This is a genomic window from Klebsiella electrica, assembly GCF_006711645.1.
GTDB classification, from domain to species: Bacteria; Pseudomonadota; Gammaproteobacteria; order Enterobacterales; family Enterobacteriaceae; genus Klebsiella; species Klebsiella electrica.
Genome location: NZ_CP041247.1, coordinates 2,185,258 through 2,201,653 on the forward strand (window position 1 = coordinate 2,185,258; position 16,396 = coordinate 2,201,653).

18 protein-coding genes and 1 other annotated feature are annotated in these 16,396 nt (G+C 54.2%); of the genes, 15 read left to right on the plus strand and 3 right to left on the minus strand.

What is annotated here, in order from left to right; all coding sequences use genetic code 11:
- Positions 1 to 25: 25 nt before the first annotated feature.
- The gene (gene pfkB, locus Electrica_RS10345; RefSeq protein ID WP_141964418.1) at positions 26 to 958 is read right to left on the minus strand and encodes a 6-phosphofructokinase II; all 933 of its coding nucleotides are present in this window, start codon (positions 956 to 958) and stop codon (positions 26 to 28) included.
- A 412-nt stretch (positions 959 to 1,370) separates the two neighbouring features.
- Here pfkB and Electrica_RS10350 point away from each other — a divergent pair, with 412 nt between their 5' ends.
- The 11 genes from Electrica_RS10350 (at position 1,371) to btuC (ending at position 11,599) form a co-directional block, all read left to right on the plus strand.
- Positions 1,371 to 2,129: a DUF481 domain-containing protein gene (locus Electrica_RS10350; RefSeq protein WP_131047900.1), complete on the plus strand. Its 759-nt coding sequence runs from the start codon at positions 1,371 to 1,373 to the stop codon at positions 2,127 to 2,129.
- Positions 2,130 to 2,399: 270 nt separating this feature from the next.
- On the plus strand, positions 2,400 to 2,633 hold the full coding sequence (locus Electrica_RS10355; RefSeq protein WP_142255869.1) for a YdgH/BhsA/McbA family protein: 234 nt from the start codon (positions 2,400 to 2,402) through the stop codon (positions 2,631 to 2,633).
- A gap of 454 nt (positions 2,634 to 3,087) precedes the next feature.
- Positions 3,088 to 5,016 carry a threonine--tRNA ligase gene (gene thrS / locus Electrica_RS10360; protein WP_100683558.1) on the plus strand — a complete coding sequence of 643 codons (1,929 nt, stop codon included), beginning with the start codon at positions 3,088 to 3,090 and terminating at the stop codon, positions 5,014 to 5,016.
- 3 nt (positions 5,017 to 5,019) lie between these two features.
- Entirely contained in the window at positions 5,020 to 5,562 is a 543-nt protein-coding gene (gene infC / locus Electrica_RS10365; protein ID WP_049267827.1) for a translation initiation factor IF-3, read from the plus strand.
- Between the two features lie 96 nt (positions 5,563 to 5,658).
- On the plus strand, positions 5,659 to 5,856 hold the full coding sequence (gene rpmI, locus Electrica_RS10370) for a 50S ribosomal protein L35 (protein WP_001124225.1): 198 nt from the start codon (positions 5,659 to 5,661) through the stop codon (positions 5,854 to 5,856).
- Positions 5,857 to 5,907: 51 nt separating this feature from the next.
- Positions 5,908 to 6,264, plus strand: a complete 357-nt coding sequence (rplT, locus tag Electrica_RS10375; RefSeq protein WP_004102963.1) for a 50S ribosomal protein L20 — start codon at positions 5,908 to 5,910, stop codon at positions 6,262 to 6,264.
- A gap of 118 nt (positions 6,265 to 6,382) precedes the next feature.
- Positions 6,383 to 6,508 (plus strand) — a sequence feature (Phe leader region).
- On the plus strand, positions 6,388 to 6,432 hold the full coding sequence (pheM, locus tag Electrica_RS28405) for a pheST operon leader peptide PheM (protein ID WP_001386830.1): 45 nt from the start codon (positions 6,388 to 6,390) through the stop codon (positions 6,430 to 6,432). Its footprint overlaps the feature before it by 45 nt.
- Positions 6,509 to 6,682: 174 nt before the next feature.
- Positions 6,683 to 7,666: a phenylalanine--tRNA ligase subunit alpha gene (gene pheS / locus Electrica_RS10390; protein ID WP_004863355.1), complete on the plus strand. Its 984-nt coding sequence runs from the start codon at positions 6,683 to 6,685 to the stop codon at positions 7,664 to 7,666.
- Positions 7,667 to 7,681: 15 nt separating this feature from the next.
- A complete protein-coding gene (gene pheT / locus Electrica_RS10395; protein ID WP_141964419.1) occupies positions 7,682 to 10,069 on the plus strand; it encodes a phenylalanine--tRNA ligase subunit beta in 2,388 nt (795 codons plus the stop codon).
- A gap of 4 nt (positions 10,070 to 10,073) precedes the next feature.
- Positions 10,074 to 10,373, plus strand: a complete 300-nt coding sequence (ihfA, locus tag Electrica_RS10400) for an integration host factor subunit alpha (RefSeq protein WP_004102960.1) — start codon at positions 10,074 to 10,076, stop codon at positions 10,371 to 10,373.
- Between the two features lie 239 nt (positions 10,374 to 10,612).
- Positions 10,613 to 11,599 carry a vitamin B12 ABC transporter permease BtuC gene (btuC, locus tag Electrica_RS10405; protein WP_131047902.1) on the plus strand — a complete coding sequence of 329 codons (987 nt, stop codon included), beginning with the start codon at positions 10,613 to 10,615 and terminating at the stop codon, positions 11,597 to 11,599.
- Between the two features lie 48 nt (positions 11,600 to 11,647).
- Here btuC and Electrica_RS10410 read toward each other — a convergent pair whose 3' ends face one another.
- Positions 11,648 to 12,448 carry a MetQ/NlpA family ABC transporter substrate-binding protein gene (locus Electrica_RS10410; RefSeq protein ID WP_131047903.1) on the minus strand — a complete coding sequence of 267 codons (801 nt, stop codon included), beginning with the start codon at positions 12,446 to 12,448 and terminating at the stop codon, positions 11,648 to 11,650.
- 224 nt (positions 12,449 to 12,672) lie between these two features.
- On the opposite strand from Electrica_RS10410, the gene Electrica_RS10415 reads away from it, so the two are divergent.
- From Electrica_RS10415 to selO, 4 genes are all read left to right on the plus strand, one after another.
- Positions 12,673 to 13,224 carry a glutathione peroxidase gene (locus tag Electrica_RS10415; protein ID WP_100683562.1) on the plus strand — a complete coding sequence of 184 codons (552 nt, stop codon included), beginning with the start codon at positions 12,673 to 12,675 and terminating at the stop codon, positions 13,222 to 13,224.
- Entirely contained in the window at positions 13,224 to 13,973 is a 750-nt protein-coding gene (gene btuD, locus Electrica_RS10420) for a vitamin B12 ABC transporter ATP-binding protein BtuD (protein ID WP_131047904.1), read from the plus strand. The genes Electrica_RS10415 and btuD overlap by 1 nt, the downstream gene beginning before the upstream one ends.
- Before the next feature lie 81 nt (positions 13,974 to 14,054).
- Positions 14,055 to 14,519 carry an NlpC/P60 family protein gene (locus Electrica_RS10425; protein WP_100683564.1) on the plus strand — a complete coding sequence of 155 codons (465 nt, stop codon included), beginning with the start codon at positions 14,055 to 14,057 and terminating at the stop codon, positions 14,517 to 14,519.
- A gap of 115 nt (positions 14,520 to 14,634) precedes the next feature.
- Positions 14,635 to 16,077 (plus strand): protein adenylyltransferase SelO, encoded by a 1,443-nt coding sequence (gene selO / locus Electrica_RS10430; protein WP_141964420.1) that lies wholly within the window; start codon positions 14,635 to 14,637, stop codon positions 16,075 to 16,077.
- Positions 16,078 to 16,121: 44 nt separating this feature from the next.
- Here selO and hemP read toward each other — a convergent pair whose 3' ends face one another.
- On the minus strand, positions 16,122 to 16,301 hold the full coding sequence (hemP, locus tag Electrica_RS10435; RefSeq protein WP_160704874.1) for a hemin uptake protein HemP: 180 nt from the start codon (positions 16,299 to 16,301) through the stop codon (positions 16,122 to 16,124).
- Positions 16,302 to 16,396: the final 95 nt, after the last annotated feature.

The following is a 16,396-nucleotide window of genomic DNA, read 5'->3' on the forward strand; positions in this document are numbered from 1 at the left end:
CTGCGTCAGCAGAGGGAAGGGGGAACTAGCGACCGCACAGATAAGTGTAGATTTTTTGTGTGTTTTCCAACGAGCACAGGCGGGTACCCTGATTAATGGTGGCGGCGCTACCGGCGGCGACGCCGAAGCGGACCATATCCTCCAGACTGGCATCTTCCGCCAGACGCAGGGTCATAGCGCCCACCATGCTGTCGCCGGCGCCAACGGTACTTTGGCTTTTCATCGGCGGCGGCACGACCTGTACACTGCCGCTGGCATCAACGCCCAGCGCACCCTGTGGGCCGAGTGAGACCACCACCCGACGGACTTTACCCGAACGAATCAGCTCCTGCGCTGCGTGTCGAACGTCATCCGGCTGGCTCAGATCGCGCCCTACCAGGGCACTCAGCTCTTTCTGATTAGGCTTGACGAGTTCAATATTGCCGACATCAAGAGCGGCGGCCAGCGCCTCGCCCGAACTATCAATGATGCAGCGAAGCCCGTGACGCTGCGCGATTTTGACTAACCCGGTCAGGTTGTTAACGTCGATGCCTGGGGGCAGGCTGCCGCTCACGACCAGCAATGAGCCGGTTTCGATTGCCAGAACTTTTTCTTCGAGAAGGCGGAACTCTTCTTCCGTTAAGGCGGCACCAGGCATGACGAAACGGTACTGTTCGCCGCTTGAGCCCACGTGTACATGCAGATTTTGCCGCGTCCAGTCGTGCGCCTCGACAGGCACAACCGGAACCTGTTCTGCGGTGAGCAGCGCCGTAAGGTGTTCGCCGGTGGCGCCACCGGCCGGATAAATGGCGGTAGCTTTACCGCCGAGAAAGGTGATTGCCCGCGCGACGTTGATACCGCCACCGCCGGGTTCGAAAATCGGCGCGCTACAGCGGAGTTTGCCTTCAGGGTACATTTGCGGCGTCAGCGTTGCGCTGTCGAGCGAGGGAGCCAGCGTTAGCGTATAGATTTTAGTCATCTAATGTCCTCCATGATACGGATTAAGCTGTTCTGTTTTTAAGCATGGCACTTCTTCCCGGGAAGAGGAAGCGATTGCGGGTCGTGATTTGTAAAGCACTTTTTATTTTTATCTTTATGAAATAAAGATTGTTCCAGGAGCTGTCTTATTCAAAAAATGAAATAGTAATTGATTGCTATGTCAATCGTGCTTTTTTATAATTCTCTGCCTTTCATTGGACCTGCAAGATACAGAAATCATTCAAGAGGCGGCGAGGGAAGCCATCCTACGCAAGCACAGTTCAGGCTGTGTGGGGGGATGTCTTAGTGACTCAAGCAAAGAAGTCGCCTGAAGGATGACGCGTATAGCGATCCTTGCGAAAGTTTCCGGGACCAGCTGGGTCTCTCTTTTTGTTGTACGGACTCTAAATTAAATGAAGCTTTTGAAGACAGTACCCGCAGCGGCATTGCTGGCGGGGGGGCTCTTTGCGTCGGCGCACGCATTGGCCGATGATTCCGTTTTTACTGTTATGGATGACCCTTCCACTGCCAAAAAACCTTTCGAAGGTGCTGTTAACGCCGGCTATCTGGCGCAGTCCGGAAATACGAAAAGTTCTTCAGCGACCGCGGATTCCACGTTGACCTGGTACGGCGATACGACGGCATGGTCGCTGTGGGGTAATGCCAGCAACACGTCGTCTAACGATCAGCGCTCCTCCGAAAAATACGCGATTGGCGGTCGTAGTCGCTACAACCTGACCGACAGCAACTACTTGTTTGGCCAGGCCAGCTGGTTGACTGACCGCTATAATGGCTATCAACAACGCGACGTTTTAACCGCAGGTTATGGTCGCCAGATTCTGAACGGCCCGGTCCACAGCCTGCGCTTTGAATTTGGTCCTGGCGTGCGCTATGACGAGTATACCGATGGCGATAATCAAACCCAGCCGCTGGGCTACGCTTCCGGTACCTGGGCCTGGCAGATGACCGATAACGCTAAGTTCACTCAAGGGGTGTCGGTGTTCGGTGCCCAGGACACCACACTGAACTCGGAAAGTGCCCTGAACGTCGCTATCAATGCGCATTTTGCGCTGCGGGTCGCCTACAACCTGACCTGGAACTCCGAACCGCCATCATCGGCGCCGAATCATACCGACAGACGCACGACGCTATCTTTAGGGTATAAGATGTAATTTATTTCAGGCCGGGAAACCGGCCTGATTGTTTTAAAATTAACAACCAGTGGCATTATTATTTTTGGTCTTTTGTTTCGTTTTTTATAAAAAGAAAATAACTCCATAATTTCCTCATAATTCATTTTTCCCTGACAACTCTGCAGATAATTTGACACAAATAGCTAAATATTGAGTCGAACAAAAGTGTGATCGGGATCTATACTGTTGACTAATGACAAAGATGCGCTCTTTGCCCGACAATCTTCAGTAAATAAGAGAATCACCATCATGAAAAATAGCAAAATCGCAACTGCGACTGTGATGCTGTGCACCCTGTCTTTTGGCGCGTTAGCCGCCGATCCGCTCCCGCAGCCAGGCAACACCGACCACACGCAGATCGGTATTGCCAAGGCCACCGACGTGGAAGCCGGGTCGAATATTGCTCCCGGTTCACAATCAACCGGTCACTCTATGGATGATGCATTTAATGTCCATACCCTTGTGGCCGGCGAGTGGTCCTGATTTTCTCGATAATATGGTGACCTTTCAGGGAATATAAAACCGGGTAGCGTTGTACCGGTTTATTTCCTGAATTGCGGGCAAAAGTGATTTCTCTTGTTTGCTCTTTTTACCCTGTGCGTATTGTGGCGCGAGCGGCATTCCTTTTATTGTCCGTCTTTTGTCCGCCGCGTTGTTCCCGTGGCTGAATATTCAGCAGATGATTTCCGTCCTCCCCTTGTTTTACTCATAACCGCCACCATTTATCCGGTTCTGACTTTTAACACGCACTAATGATGTGTAAACTAAGGGCCGGTGTTATCAACAGGCGGCTGCAGGTGGGAATGGTTCGGTAAACGAGCGTCCTCATATTTCGCAGAGTGAAGCGGGAACTGAGCTATAACTTGTTGATAATTATTATTATATTTTTTTGTATGTGCTCTTTCGTGTGGGGCACCACTGCAAATAAGGACATAAAATGCCTGTAATTACGCTTCCTGATGGCAGCCAACGCCATTTTGACCACGCCGTCAGCCCGCTGGATGTTGCTCTGGATATCGGTCCGGGCCTGGCGAAAGCCACGATCGCTGGACGGGTGAATGGTGAGCTGGTTGACGCCTGTGACCCCATCGAAAACGATGCCACCCTCTCTATCATCACTGCAAAAGATGAAGACGGTCTGGAGATCATTCGTCACTCCTGCGCGCATCTGCTTGGTCATGCGATTAAGCAACTGTGGCCAAACACTAAGATGGCTATCGGTCCGGTTATCGATAACGGCTTCTATTATGACGTTGACCTCGATCATACGCTGACCCAGGAAGATATCGACGCGCTCGAAAAACGTATGCACGAGCTCGCCGAGAAGAATTATGACGTCATCAAGAAGAAAGTCAGCTGGCACGAAGCGCGTGAAACCTTCGTGAAGCGCGGCGAGACCTATAAGGTTTCTATTCTTGATGAAAATATCGCCCATGATGACAAGCCAGGCTTGTATCATCATGAAGAGTACGTTGACATGTGCCGTGGACCGCACGTGCCGAACATGCGTTTTTGTCATCACTTTAAACTGATGAAAATCGCGGGCGCGTACTGGCGCGGCGACAGCAACAACAAGATGCTGCAGCGTATTTACGGTACCGCGTGGGCAGATAAAAAAGCGCTTAACGCGCATCTGCTGCGTCTGGAAGAAGCGTCCAAACGCGACCACCGCAAAATTGGCAAGCAGCTCGACCTGTATCATATGCAGGAAGAGGCGCCGGGCATGGTCTTCTGGCATAACGACGGCTGGACAATCTTCCGCGAGCTGGAAGTGTTCGTGCGCTCCAAGCTGAAAGAGTACCAGTACCAGGAAGTGAAAGGCCCGTTCATGATGGACCGCGTGCTGTGGGAAAAAACCGGGCACTGGGACAACTACAAAGATGCGATGTTCACCACCTCTTCTGAGAACCGTGAATACTGCATCAAGCCGATGAACTGTCCGGGTCACGTGCAGATCTTCAACCAGGGTCTGAAATCGTACCGCGATCTGCCGCTGCGTATGGCGGAATTCGGTAGCTGCCATCGTAACGAGCCTTCGGGCGCGCTGCATGGTCTGATGCGCGTACGTGGCTTTACTCAGGATGATGCGCACATCTTCTGTACAGAAGAGCAGGTCCGTGAGGAAGTGAACGCCTGTATTCGTATGGTCTACGATATGTACAGCACCTTTGGCTTCGAGAAAATAGTCGTCAAACTCTCAACGCGTCCGGAAAAACGTATCGGAAGCGACGAGACCTGGGATCGTGCTGAGGCGGATCTGGCGGTCGCGCTGGAAGAGAATAATATCCCGTTTGAATATCAACTGGGTGAAGGCGCGTTCTACGGTCCGAAAATTGAATTTACTCTGTATGACTGCCTCGATCGTGCATGGCAGTGCGGTACGGTACAGCTGGACTTCTCTTTGCCGCAGCGTTTAAGCGCCTCTTATGTGGGCGAAAACAACGAGCGTCAGGTACCGGTAATGATTCACCGCGCAATTCTGGGGTCTATGGAGCGCTTCATTGGCATCCTGACCGAAGAGTTTGCCGGCTTCTTCCCAACCTGGCTTGCGCCGGTGCAGGTCGTGGTGATGAATATTACCGATTCTCAGTCTGAATACGTTAACGAATTGACTCGTAAACTACAAAATGCGGGCATTCGGGTAAAAGCGGACTTGAGAAATGAGAAGATTGGCTTTAAAATCCGCGAGCACACTTTACGTCGTGTCCCGTATATGTTGGTCTGTGGCGACAAAGAAGTCGAAGCTGGCAAAGTGGCCGTGCGTACCCGTCGTGGTAAAGACCTCGGCAGCATGGACGTAAATGAAGTGATCGAAAAGCTGCAACAAGAGATTCGCAGCCGCAGTCTTCAACAACTGGAGGAATAAGGTATTAAAGGCGGAAAACGAGTTCAAACGGCGCGTCCGAATCGTATTAATGGCGAAATTCGCGCGCAAGAAGTTCGCTTAACAGGTCTGGAAGGCGAGCAGCTTGGTATTGTGAGTCTGAGAGAAGCTCTGGAAAAAGCTGAAGAAGCCGGAGTAGACTTAGTCGAAATCAGCCCTAACGCCGAGCCGCCGGTTTGTCGTATTATGGATTACGGCAAATTCCTCTATGAAAAGAGCAAGTCTTCTAAGGAACAGAAGAAAAAGCAAAAAGTTATCCAGGTTAAGGAAATCAAATTCCGTCCTGGCACCGATGATGGCGACTACCAGGTAAAACTCCGCAGCCTGGTTCGCTTTCTGGAAGAGGGTGATAAAGCTAAGATCACGCTGCGTTTCCGCGGTCGTGAGATGGCTCACCAGCAGATCGGTATGGAAGTGCTTAATCGCGTCCGTGACGATCTGAGTGAACTGGCAGTGGTCGAATCCTTCCCATCGAAGATCGAAGGCCGCCAGATGATCATGGTGCTCGCTCCTAAGAAGAAACAGTAAGGCCTTCAAGTAGCAACGCCTGTGGCGCCTTCAGGCTACACTGGCGTTGTTCGCCTATGTTTCGTTTATTAACAATGCGAAGTGGAAGTTATTAAAATGCCAAAAATTAAGACCGTACGCGGTGCTGCTAAGCGCTTCAAAAAAACCGGTAAAGGTGGTTTTAAGCACAAGCACGCTAACCTGCGTCACATTCTGACTAAAAAAGCTACCAAGCGTAAACGTCACCTGCGTCCGAAAGCCATGGTTTCCAAAGGCGATCTGGGCCTGGTAATCGCGTGCCTGCCGTACGCATAAGTCGTTAACCCTTTTAAACTTTTTAATTAGAATAGATACAGGAGAGCACATATGGCTCGCGTAAAACGTGGTGTAGTTGCCCGTGCACGTCACAAGAAAATTTTGAAACAAGCTAAAGGCTACTACGGTGCGCGTTCTCGCGTATACCGCGTTGCCTTCCAGGCTGTTATCAAAGCTGGTCAGTACGCTTATCGTGACCGTCGTCAGAAAAAGCGTCAGTTCCGTCAACTGTGGATTGCGCGTATCAACGCAGCAGCACGTCAGAACGGTATTTCTTACAGCAAATTCATCAACGGCCTGAAAAAAGCCTCTGTTGAAATCGACCGTAAGATCCTGGCTGACATCGCCGTATTCGACAAATTAGCGTTCACCGCGCTGGTCGAAAAAGCGAAAGCAGCTCTGGCATAAGCCAGTTGAAAGAGGGAGCTTGTCTCCCTCTTTTCATTTCAACACCATCAATACATTGACTTTTATTGCCGTAAGCTTTTCAATACAGGTCTTACGTCTCGTACCAGACAAGGTAATGCAAGCATGAATGCTGCTATTTTCCGCTTCTTTTTTTACTTTAGCACCTGAACTCAGGAGGCTAGCGCGTGAAAGAAGAAACGGAAAACAGCGCCAGAAAGCCTCCCACTGTGGAGGCTTTTTTCGTATATGAACGTGTTCATTCTATTTCAAGCTGCAGGTGTGCGGGCTGAGTGCGCATCCGGCGACGGCGATTTCTCTGCGCTAAGTGCCATGCGGCCCGGCGCCGCCTGTAACTCGAAATAGTCAGAATAAAATAATGACCATAACCGGTGTCTGCACCGACATAATGAGGAAAACCATGTCACATCTCGCAGAGCTGGTTGCCAGTGCGAAGGCAGCCATTAATGAGGCATCAGATGTTGCCGCGCTGGACAACGTCCGCGTGGAATACCTGGGGAAGAAAGGGCATCTGACCCTTCAGATGACGACCCTGCGTGAGCTGCCGCCAGAAGAGCGTCCGGCGGCTGGTGCGGTCATCAACGAAGCGAAAGAGCAGGTTCAGCAGGCGCTTAACGCGCGTAAAGCGGATCTGGAAGGCGCAGCGCTGAATGCGCGTCTGGCCGCAGAGACTATCGATGTCTCTCTGCCGGGTCGTCGTATCGAGAACGGCGGGCTGCATCCGGTGACGCGGACCATCGACCGCATTGAGCACTTCTTCGGTGAGCTTGGTTTCACCGTAGCGACCGGTCCGGAAATCGAAGATGACTACCACAACTTTGATGCGCTGAACATTCCGGGCCACCACCCGGCACGTGCCGATCACGATACCTTCTGGTTTGATGCGACGCGTCTGCTGCGTACCCAAACCTCCGGCGTGCAGATTCGTACGATGGAAAACCAGCAGCCGCCGATCCGCATTATTGCGCCGGGCCGCGTTTACCGTAACGACTACGACCAGACCCACACGCCGATGTTCCACCAGATGGAAGGTCTGATTGTTGATACCAATATCAACTTCACCAATCTGAAAGGGACGCTGCACGACTTCCTGAATAACTTCTTCGAAGAAGACCTGCAGATTCGTTTCCGCCCGTCCTACTTCCCGTTTACCGAACCGTCCGCGGAAGTTGACGTCATGGGTAAAAACGGCAAGTGGCTGGAGGTCCTCGGCTGCGGCATGGTGCATCCGAACGTGCTGCGCAATGTGGGCATTGATCCGGAAATCTACTCCGGTTTCGCCTTCGGCATGGGGATGGAGCGTCTGACGATGCTGCGCTACGGCGTGACCGATTTACGTGCGTTCTTCGAAAACGATTTGCGTTTCCTCAAACAGTTTAAATAAGGGCAGGACAGAACAATGAAATTCAGTGAACTGTGGTTACGCGAGTGGGTTAACCCGGCGATCGACAGCGAAGCGCTGTCCGAGCAGATTACCATGGCCGGCCTCGAAGTGGACGGCGTTGAGCCGGTTGCCGGTAGCTTCAACGGCGTTGTGGTGGGCGAAGTGGTTGAGTGCGGCCAGCACCCGAATGCCGACAAACTGCGCGTCACCAAAGTCAACGTCGGCGGCGAACGTCTGCTGGACATCGTCTGCGGGGCGCCAAATTGCCGCCAGGGGCTGAAAGTTGCGGTTGCCACCATCGGCGCCGTGCTGCCGGGCGACTTCAAAATTAAAGCCGCGAAACTGCGCGGTGAACCTTCCGAAGGGATGCTGTGCTCGTTTTCTGAGCTGGGCGTTTCCGACGATCATAGCGGCATTATCGAGCTGCCGGCAGATGCGCCGATCGGCACGGATATCCGTGAATACCTGCAGCTGGACGATAACACTATCGAAATCAGCGTCACGCCGAACCGTGCGGACTGCTTAGGTATCATCGGCGTCGCCCGCGACGTAGCCGTTCTGAATAAAGAACCGCTGAACGCGCCGGAGATGACCCCTGTTGCCGCCACCATTACCGATACGCTGCCTATCAGCGTTGAAGCGCCAGAGGCCTGTCCTCGTTACCTGGGCCGCGTGGTGAAGGGTATCAATGTGAAAGCGCCAACCCCGCTGTGGATGAAAGAGAAACTGCGTCGCTGCGGTATTCGCTCTATCGATGCGGTGGTTGACGTCACCAACTATGTGCTGCTCGAACTGGGTCAGCCGATGCATGCGTTCGATTGCGACCGCATCAACGGCGGCATCGTGGTCCGTATGGCGAAAGAGGGTGAGAAACTGGTTCTGCTGGACGGTAGCGAAGCCAAACTGGATACCGATACCCTGGTCATTGCCGATCATCACAAAGCGCTCGCGATGGGCGGTATCTTTGGCGGTGAACACTCTGGCGTCAATGACGAAACGCAGAACGTGCTGCTGGAATGCGCATTCTTCAGCCCGCTGTCCATCACCGGCCGCGCGCGTCGCCACGGTCTGCACACCGATGCCTCTCATCGCTATGAGCGCGGCGTGGATCCCGCGCTGCAGTATAAAGCGATGGAACGTGCAACCCGCCTGCTGATCGATATCTGCGGCGGCGAAGCGGGTCCGGTTATCGATGTGAGCAACGAAGCTGCGCTGCCGAAGGCGGCGACCATTACCCTGCGTCGTAGCAAACTGGATCGTCTGATTGGCCATCATATTGATGATGCGCAGGTCAGCGATATTCTGACTCGTCTGGGCTGTGAGGTGACCGCTGGCGAAGGCGAATGGCAGGCCGTCGCGCCGAGCTGGCGCTTCGATATTGCCATCGAAGAGGACCTGGTCGAAGAGGTGGCTCGCGTTTACGGCTATAACAATATTCCGGACCGGCCGGTGCAGGCGGGGCTGATTATGGGCACCCACCGCGAAGCGAATCTGTCGCTGAAACGTGTAAAAACGCTGCTTAACGACAAAGGCTATCAGGAAGTGATCACCTACAGCTTCGTTGACCCGAAAGTGCAGCAGCTGGTTCATCCGGGTGAAGAAGCCCTGATTCTGCCAAGCCCAATCTCCAGCGAAATGTCGGCGATGCGTCTGTCGCTGCTGACCGGCCTGCTGGGTACGGTCGTGTACAACCAAAACCGTCAGCAAAGCCGCGTGCGTATTTTTGAAAGCGGTTTGCGCTTTGTTCCGGATACTCAGGCTCCACTGGGCATTCGTCAGGACGTGATGCTGGCTGGCGTTATCTGCGGCAACCGCGACGAAGAGCACTGGAATCTGGCAAAAGAGACCGTTGATTTCTATGATCTGAAAGGCGATCTGGAGTCCATTCTCGACCTGACCGGTAAATTAGCGGATATCGAATTCCGCGCGCAAGCGAACAAAGCCCTGCATCCGGGGCAGTCAGCGGCGATTTATCTGAAAGGTGAACGTATTGGTTTCATTGGGGTTGTTCATCCTGAACTGGAACGTAAACTGGATCTGAACGGTCGGACTTTAGCGTTCGAACTGGAGTGGAACAAGCTTGCAGACCGCGTGGTGCCTCAGGCGCGCGAGATTTCTCGTTTCCCGGCGAACCGTCGTGATATCGCCGTTGTCGTTGCGGAAAACGTACCCGCAGCCGATGTTTTGACAGAGTGTAAGAAAGTTGGCGTAAATCAGATAGTTGGCGTAAACTTATTTGACGTGTACCGTGGTAAAGGGGTGGCGGAAGGCAGTAAGAGCCTTGCGATTAGCCTCATCCTGCAGGATACCAGCCGTACACTCGAAGAAGAGGAGATTGCCGCTACCGTTGCCAGATGTGTAGAGGCATTAAAAGAGCGATTCCAGGCATCATTGAGGGATTGAACCTATGGCGCTTACAAAAGCTGAAATGTCAGAATATCTGTTTGATAAGCTTGGGCTTAGCAAGCGGGATGCCAAAGAACTGGTAGAGTTGTTTTTCGAAGAGGTGCGTCGTGCTCTGGAAAACGGAGAACAGGTAAAACTCTCCGGGTTCGGCAACTTCGATTTGCGGGATAAAAACCAACGCCCGGGTCGTAACCCGAAAACGGGGGAAGATATTCCCATTACAGCCCGGCGTGTGGTGACCTTCAGACCCGGCCAGAAACTTAAAAGCCGTGTCGAAAACGCTTCGCCCAGAGACAAATAATCTGAACTAACTAAAAAGGCCGCTGATGCGGCCTTTTTCTTTTACATTGAAAATTAACTGCTTATGGCCATAACCTTCACTTCGACGAGGATGTCAGGGTGCACCATCCCCGCCTGGACGACCGCGCGTGTCGGTCATCGGGTCAGCCGGTTATCTGTTACTCTGCGGGAGGTTTTGCTTTTCTCACCTCTGTCGCCACCGTAAAATCACCGCTATCTCTTTCTGGCATGACGGAAATTATGCTGACCTTTGCCCAAACTCAACAGCGCCGCAACCGGCGCTGGCTCATTGCACTCCTGCTGTTGCTTCTCGCCATGATAACCGTCAGTCTCTGCGCCGGAGAGCAGTGGATTGGCCCGCAGGAGTGGGTCAGCGCCAAAGGGCAGCTGTTTATCTGGCAGATTCGTCTGCCGCGTACCTTGGCCGTTCTGCTGGTAGGGGCTGCGCTGGCGCTCTCCGGGGCTATCATGCAGGCCTTATTCGAAAACCCGCTGGCGGAGCCGGGGCTGCTCGGCGTCTCCAACGGCGCTGGCGTGGGGTTAATTGCCGCGGTATTGCTGGGCAAAGGCTATCTGCCGGGCTGGGCGCTGGGACCGTGCGCGATTCTCGGCGCGCTGGTGATTACCTTTATTCTGCTGCGTTTTGCCCGCCGGCATCTGTCAACCAGCCGTCTGCTGCTGGCGGGCGTCGCGCTCGGCATTATCTGTAGCGCGCTGATGACCTGGGCGGTCTATTTCTCCACCTCGTTCGATCTGCGCCAGCTTATGTACTGGATGATGGGCGGGTTTGGCGGCGTAGACTGGCAGCAGCTGTGGCTGATGCTGGCGCTGTTGCCGGTACTTATCTGGGCGTGTCTGCAATCACAGCCGCTGAATCTCCTCGCGCTGGGTGAGGTATCAGCCCGTCAGTTGGGACTGCCTCTCTGGCTATGGCGCAGGCTGCTGGTGGTGGCGACAGGATGGTTGGTTGGCGTGAGCGTGGCGTTGGCGGGGGCAATCGGATTTATTGGGCTGGTGATACCGCATATTCTGCGCTTATGCGGCTTGAGCGATCATCGGGTACTGCTTCCGGCCTGTCTGCTTGCTGGCGCCAGTGCGCTGCTCGGCGCCGATATCATTGCCCGCCTGGCGCTGTCGGCGGCGGAATTACCGATCGGCGTGGTCACCGCGACGCTGGGCGCGCCGGTTTTCATCTGGCTACTGCTGAAATCTACCCATTCGCAATAAGCGGTAGGCTGGCGCAGCCATTATCGCTGCGCCAGGGGAGGGCGGGGCTTACCAGCCTTTGATCGCATCGCCTTTGTACACTTCCATCGCTTTATCCGCGACTTCCTTAGTCTGGAAGGCCTCTTTCAGCTCCTGAATCTTTTTACTGTCTTTATTCTCTTCACGTGAAACGATGGCATTCACATACGGAGAGTCAGGTCCTTCCATAAATAAACCATCGCGAGCGGCGGAGAGACCCGCCTGCGCGGAGAAGTTGGTGTTAATAATCGACAGCGCGACGTTGGGATCGTCGAGGGTCCGGGTCAGCTGTGGCGTATCGACTTCAACAATTTTCAAATGTTTCGGGTTGTCGATAATATCCAGCGAGGTCGGCAAATAGCCCACTCCCTCTTTCAACTTGATTAAGCCCTGCGCCTGCAGCAGGAGCAGGCTGCGGCCTAAGGTCGTGGTTTCGTTAGAGATAGTTATCGTTGCGCCGTCCGGCAGCTCGTTAAGATGTTTAATTTTGCGCGAATAGGCGGCAATCGGGAAGACAAACGTTTTACCAACGATGGCGAACTTGTAGCCGCGTTCTTTCGACTGAGCCTCAAGGTAGGGCAGCGTCTGGAAGGCATTCGCATCGACGTCTTTATTATTTAACGCTTCATTAGGCAGGACGTAATCATTAAAAGAGATGACCTCGACGTCGAGGTTATATTTATCCTTCGCGACCTGCTCAACCACTTTCCAGATAGCTTCATCCGGCCCGGTGTTAATCGCCACCTTAACTTTGTTATTATCGTCAGGAGAACAGGCCGATAACAACACTACCGATGTGGCGATTAATACCGAACTTAACAACTTTTTCATCTATAAAACTCTCTCAAATGGGTCCATAACAAAAGGCTATTACATCCGTTTAACACTGTACACTGAATTGTCTGCTGACCATATTGAGAGGAATTCATGTTACCGGCCTTTATGGCGCGGTATTCCTGGCGGCCGATTCGACGTACAATGAACGCTCGTGAATCCGCTACAGTAGATAGGGATCACCTTAATCAGCAACCTGCTTTATGGACGGAGGGAAGGCTATGCAACACGATATTCTGAATACTGAAGTCACCACGATTGATGGTCAAAAAACGACGCTGGCTGATTATGCCGGTCGCGTTTTGCTGATTGTGAATGTGGCGTCAAAATGTGGTCTCACGCCGCAGTATGAGCAGCTCGAAACATTGCAAAAAGATCTCGAAAACGACGGGTTTACCGTACTTGGCTTCCCGTGCAACCAGTTTCTGGGTCAGGAACCAGGGAGCGAAGAGGAGATCAAGACGTTTTGCAGTACCACCTATGGCGTGACTTTCCCGCTGTTCAGCAAGGTAGACGTCAACGGGGAACATCGTCATCCGCTGTACCAGAAACTGGTTGCGGTCGCGCCACAGGCCGTGGCGCCGGAAGGCAGCGGTTTCTACGAGCGTATGGCAAGCAAAGGCCGGGCGCCAGCCAACGTCGGCGACATTTTGTGGAACTTCGAAAAATTCCTGCTGGGCAAAGATGGCCAGGTTATTCAGCGCTTCTCGCCGGATATGACCCCGGACGATCCGCAGCTGGTGGCCGCCATTAAAGGGGCGTTAGCGAAATAATGCCGTTTTTGATGCAGCTGCGTAATGTCAAAGAGGCGGGGCGTCTGGCGCCGTTTAGCGCGCAGGTCCGTCCCGGTGAAATGGTCCATCTGGTCGGGCCAAACGGCGCAGGCAAAAGCACGCTGCTGATGCGAATGGCAGGCCTGACCGCAGGTCCCGGAGAGGTTGTTTTCAACCAACGTAAACTGGAACAGTGGTCGGCTCAGGAGCTGGCGCGCCACCGGGCCTACCTGAGCCAGCACCAGATGCCGCCTTTCGCCATGCCGGTATGGCACTACCTGTCGTTGCATCTGCAGCAGGGCGGGCAAAGCGAACTGCTCGGCAGCATTGCCGGTAAGCTGGGCCTGAGCGATAAGCTCGGGCGCCAGGTGAATCATATCTCTGGCGGCGAGTGGCAGCGCGTGCGCCTGGCGGCGGTCATTCTGCAGGTTCATCCGCTGGCGAATCCGGCGGGGCAACTGCTGGTGCTGGATGAACCGATGAATAGCCTGGACGTGGCGCAGCAGGCGGCGCTCGATCGGGTGCTCGGCGAACTGTGCGAGTCGGGCGTGGCGGTGGTGATGAGCAGTCACGATCTTAACCATACCCTGCGACACGCGCATCAATCCTGGCTTATCTGCCGGGGACAGGCCATTGCCTGCGGTGAGACATCGGCGGTGCTAACCGAAGAAAACTTAACCGCGGCCTACGCGATTCCTTTTCAACGCATCGCGGTCGCCGGTCATTTTATGCTCGTGGCGTCACAGTAGCACGAAGCAACCTTGCCAGTGCATTGATAAACCAGCTAAATTATCCTGACGAAATGATAAGGAACAGAGGAATCGTCTGAGATGCGTTTGTGGTTCATTTTACTGGCGGCGCTATTGCTGGCTGGCTGCAGCCACCACCGGGCGCCGCCGCCGAATCCGCGGCTTGCAGATTCCATTACCGTTATCGCCAACCTGAACGAACAGCTGCGCAACTGGCGGGGCGCGCCGTATCGCTATGGCGGTATGTCTCCGCGCGGGGTCGATTGTTCCGGGTTTGTCGTCATGACCTTCCGCGATAAGTTTGCCCTGCAATTGCCACGTGAAACTCGCGATCAGGCAGAGATTGGCACTAAAATTGATAAAAGCGAGTTGTTACCGGGGGATCTGGTCTTTTTCAAAACCGGTTCCGGCGACAGCGGTCTGCATGTGGGCATCTACGATACCGACAATCAGTTTATCCATGCCTCGACCAGCCAGGGGGTGACGCGCTCTTCCCTGAATAACGTCTACTGGAACAAGAAATTCTGGCAGGCCCGCAGGATATAGCGACGGACGTCGTAGCGAAGGGGAAGCACTGGCTTCCCTTTTTTATGTCGATAACCCTGCGGTTCTCCCGTGTTAATACCGTGTTGAAGGCACTACACTGGAGAGAGGAGGAACCATGACCCTGTCTTTTACTACCCACTGGCGTGATGAACTGCCGGATTTCTATACCGCTTTAGCGCCCACCCCGCTGAAAAATGCCCGACTTGTCTGGCACAATGCGCCGCTGGCGCAAACCCTGGGTATTCCAGAGGCGCTGTTTCATCCGGCGCAGGGCGCCGGCGTGTGGGGCGGTGAAACGCTGCTGCCCGGCATGTCGCCGCTGGCGCAGGTTTACAGCGGCCATCAGTTTGGCGCCTGGGCCGGCCAGCTTGGTGATGGCCGGGGGATTTTGCTGGCTGAACAGCAGTTGCCGGACGGCCGCCGCCTGGACTGGCACCTCAAGGGCGCCGGACTGACGCCCTATTCGCGAATGGGCGACGGGCGAGCGGTGCTGCGTTCGACGATCCGCGAAAGTCTGGCCTCGGAAGCCATGCATGCGCTGGGGATCCCGACGACGCGCGCGCTCGCCATGGTCGCCAGCGAAACCCCCGTGCAACGCGAAACGCTGGAAAGCGGCGCGATGTTGCTGCGCCTGGCCGAAAGCCACGTGCGTTTCGGCCATTTTGAACATTTTTATTATCGCCGTGAGCCGCAAAAGGTACAACAGCTGGCCGACTACGTGATTCGTCACCACTGGCCAGCGCTGGTGGATGAAGCCGATAAATACGTTTTATGGTTCCGTGACGTTGTCACGCGAACGGCGACGCTGATCGCCAGCTGGCAGACGGTAGGCTTCGCTCATGGGGTGATGAACACCGATAATATGTCGATTCTTGGACTGACGATGGACTACGGCCCCTACGGCTTCTTGGACGACTTCAAACCCGATTTTATCTGCAACCATTCCGATTATCAGGGCCGCTACAGCTTTGAAAACCAGCCGGCGGTTGGCCTGTGGAATTTACAACGTCTCGCGCAGTCGCTGTCGCCGTTTATTGCGGTGGATGCGCTTAATGCCGCGCTGGATGACTACCAGCATGCCCTGCTGACGGTATACGGCCGCCGGATGCGCGATAAGCTGGGTCTGTTCACCCAGCAGAAAGGCGATAACGACCTGCTGGATGGGCTGTTTGCGCTGATGATACGGGAAGGCAGCGATTACACCCGGACGTTTCGCATGCTGAGCGTGAGTGAACAACACAGCGCGGCGTCGCCGCTGCGCGATGAGTTTATCGATCGCGCGGCCTTCGATAGCTGGTTCGCAAACTATCGCGCGCGCCTGCGCGATGAGGCGATCGATGATGCGCAGCGCCAGCAGCAGATGCAGAGCGTTAACCCGGTGCTGGTGTTACGCAACTGGCTGGCACAACGGGCTATCGAGCAGGCAGAACAAGGGGAGATGAGCGAACTGGCGCGCCTGCATGAAGCGTTAAGTCAGCCGTTTACAGACCGGGACGATGATTATGTCAACCGTCCGCCCGACTGGGGAAGGCGTCTGGAAGTCAGCTGTTCCAGCTGACCTTATCTTGCGGACTTTCTCCGTGCCCACGGGCGGAGACCGTCCTATTTAGTCAGAATCAGTTTCCCCGCATGGGTCTGGCGCAGCAAGTAGCGCTGGCCCCCGTGTTCAATCACCACCCGGCCTTCAGCGCCGAGTAGGGTGTGACTGTTGATCTTACGGTCCGTGGGCATGGGGTAAGGGGCATTGTCTTTTGTTTTTTCTGCTGTGGCAGTGTTATCCATACGCGTCATAGCACCAAAATAAAAATAAAAGAAACAATGATAATCATTATCAGTAATGTTAATTTTCACGGCAAGCGTTATTTGTCAAAACCCTG

Excerpts from the sequence above, each read along its gene's own strand:
- Electrica_RS10415 (WP_100683562.1), top strand. The coding sequence starts at position 12,673 with ATGCAACACGATATTCTGAATACTGAAGTCACCACGATTGATGGTCAA.
- btuC (WP_131047902.1), top strand. The coding sequence starts at position 10,613 with ATGCTGACCTTTGCCCAAACTCAACAGCGCCGCAACCGGCGCTGGCTC.
- selO (WP_141964420.1), top strand. The coding sequence starts at position 14,635 with ATGACCCTGTCTTTTACTACCCACTGGCGTGATGAACTGCCGGATTTC.
- pfkB (WP_141964418.1), bottom strand. The coding sequence starts at position 958 with ATGACTAAAATCTATACGCTAACGCTGGCTCCCTCGCTCGACAGCGCA.
- thrS (WP_100683558.1), top strand. The coding sequence starts at position 3,088 with ATGCCTGTAATTACGCTTCCTGATGGCAGCCAACGCCATTTTGACCAC.
- Electrica_RS10355 (WP_142255869.1), top strand. The coding sequence starts at position 2,400 with ATGAAAAATAGCAAAATCGCAACTGCGACTGTGATGCTGTGCACCCTG.
- pheT (WP_141964419.1), top strand. The coding sequence starts at position 7,682 with ATGAAATTCAGTGAACTGTGGTTACGCGAGTGGGTTAACCCGGCGATC.
- rpmI (WP_001124225.1), top strand. The coding sequence starts at position 5,659 with ATGCCAAAAATTAAGACCGTACGCGGTGCTGCTAAGCGCTTCAAAAAA.
- Electrica_RS10410 (WP_131047903.1), bottom strand. The coding sequence starts at position 12,448 with ATGAAAAAGTTGTTAAGTTCGGTATTAATCGCCACATCGGTAGTGTTG.
- ihfA (WP_004102960.1), top strand. The coding sequence starts at position 10,074 with ATGGCGCTTACAAAAGCTGAAATGTCAGAATATCTGTTTGATAAGCTT.
- hemP (WP_160704874.1), bottom strand. The coding sequence starts at position 16,301 with ATGGATAACACTGCCACAGCAGAAAAAACAAAAGACAATGCCCCTTAC.
- Electrica_RS10425 (WP_100683564.1), top strand. The coding sequence starts at position 14,055 with ATGCGTTTGTGGTTCATTTTACTGGCGGCGCTATTGCTGGCTGGCTGC.
- btuD (WP_131047904.1), top strand. The coding sequence starts at position 13,224 with ATGCCGTTTTTGATGCAGCTGCGTAATGTCAAAGAGGCGGGGCGTCTG.
- pheS (WP_004863355.1), top strand. The coding sequence starts at position 6,683 with ATGTCACATCTCGCAGAGCTGGTTGCCAGTGCGAAGGCAGCCATTAAT.
- Electrica_RS10350 (WP_131047900.1), top strand. The coding sequence starts at position 1,371 with ATGAAGCTTTTGAAGACAGTACCCGCAGCGGCATTGCTGGCGGGGGGG.
- rplT (WP_004102963.1), top strand. The coding sequence starts at position 5,908 with ATGGCTCGCGTAAAACGTGGTGTAGTTGCCCGTGCACGTCACAAGAAA.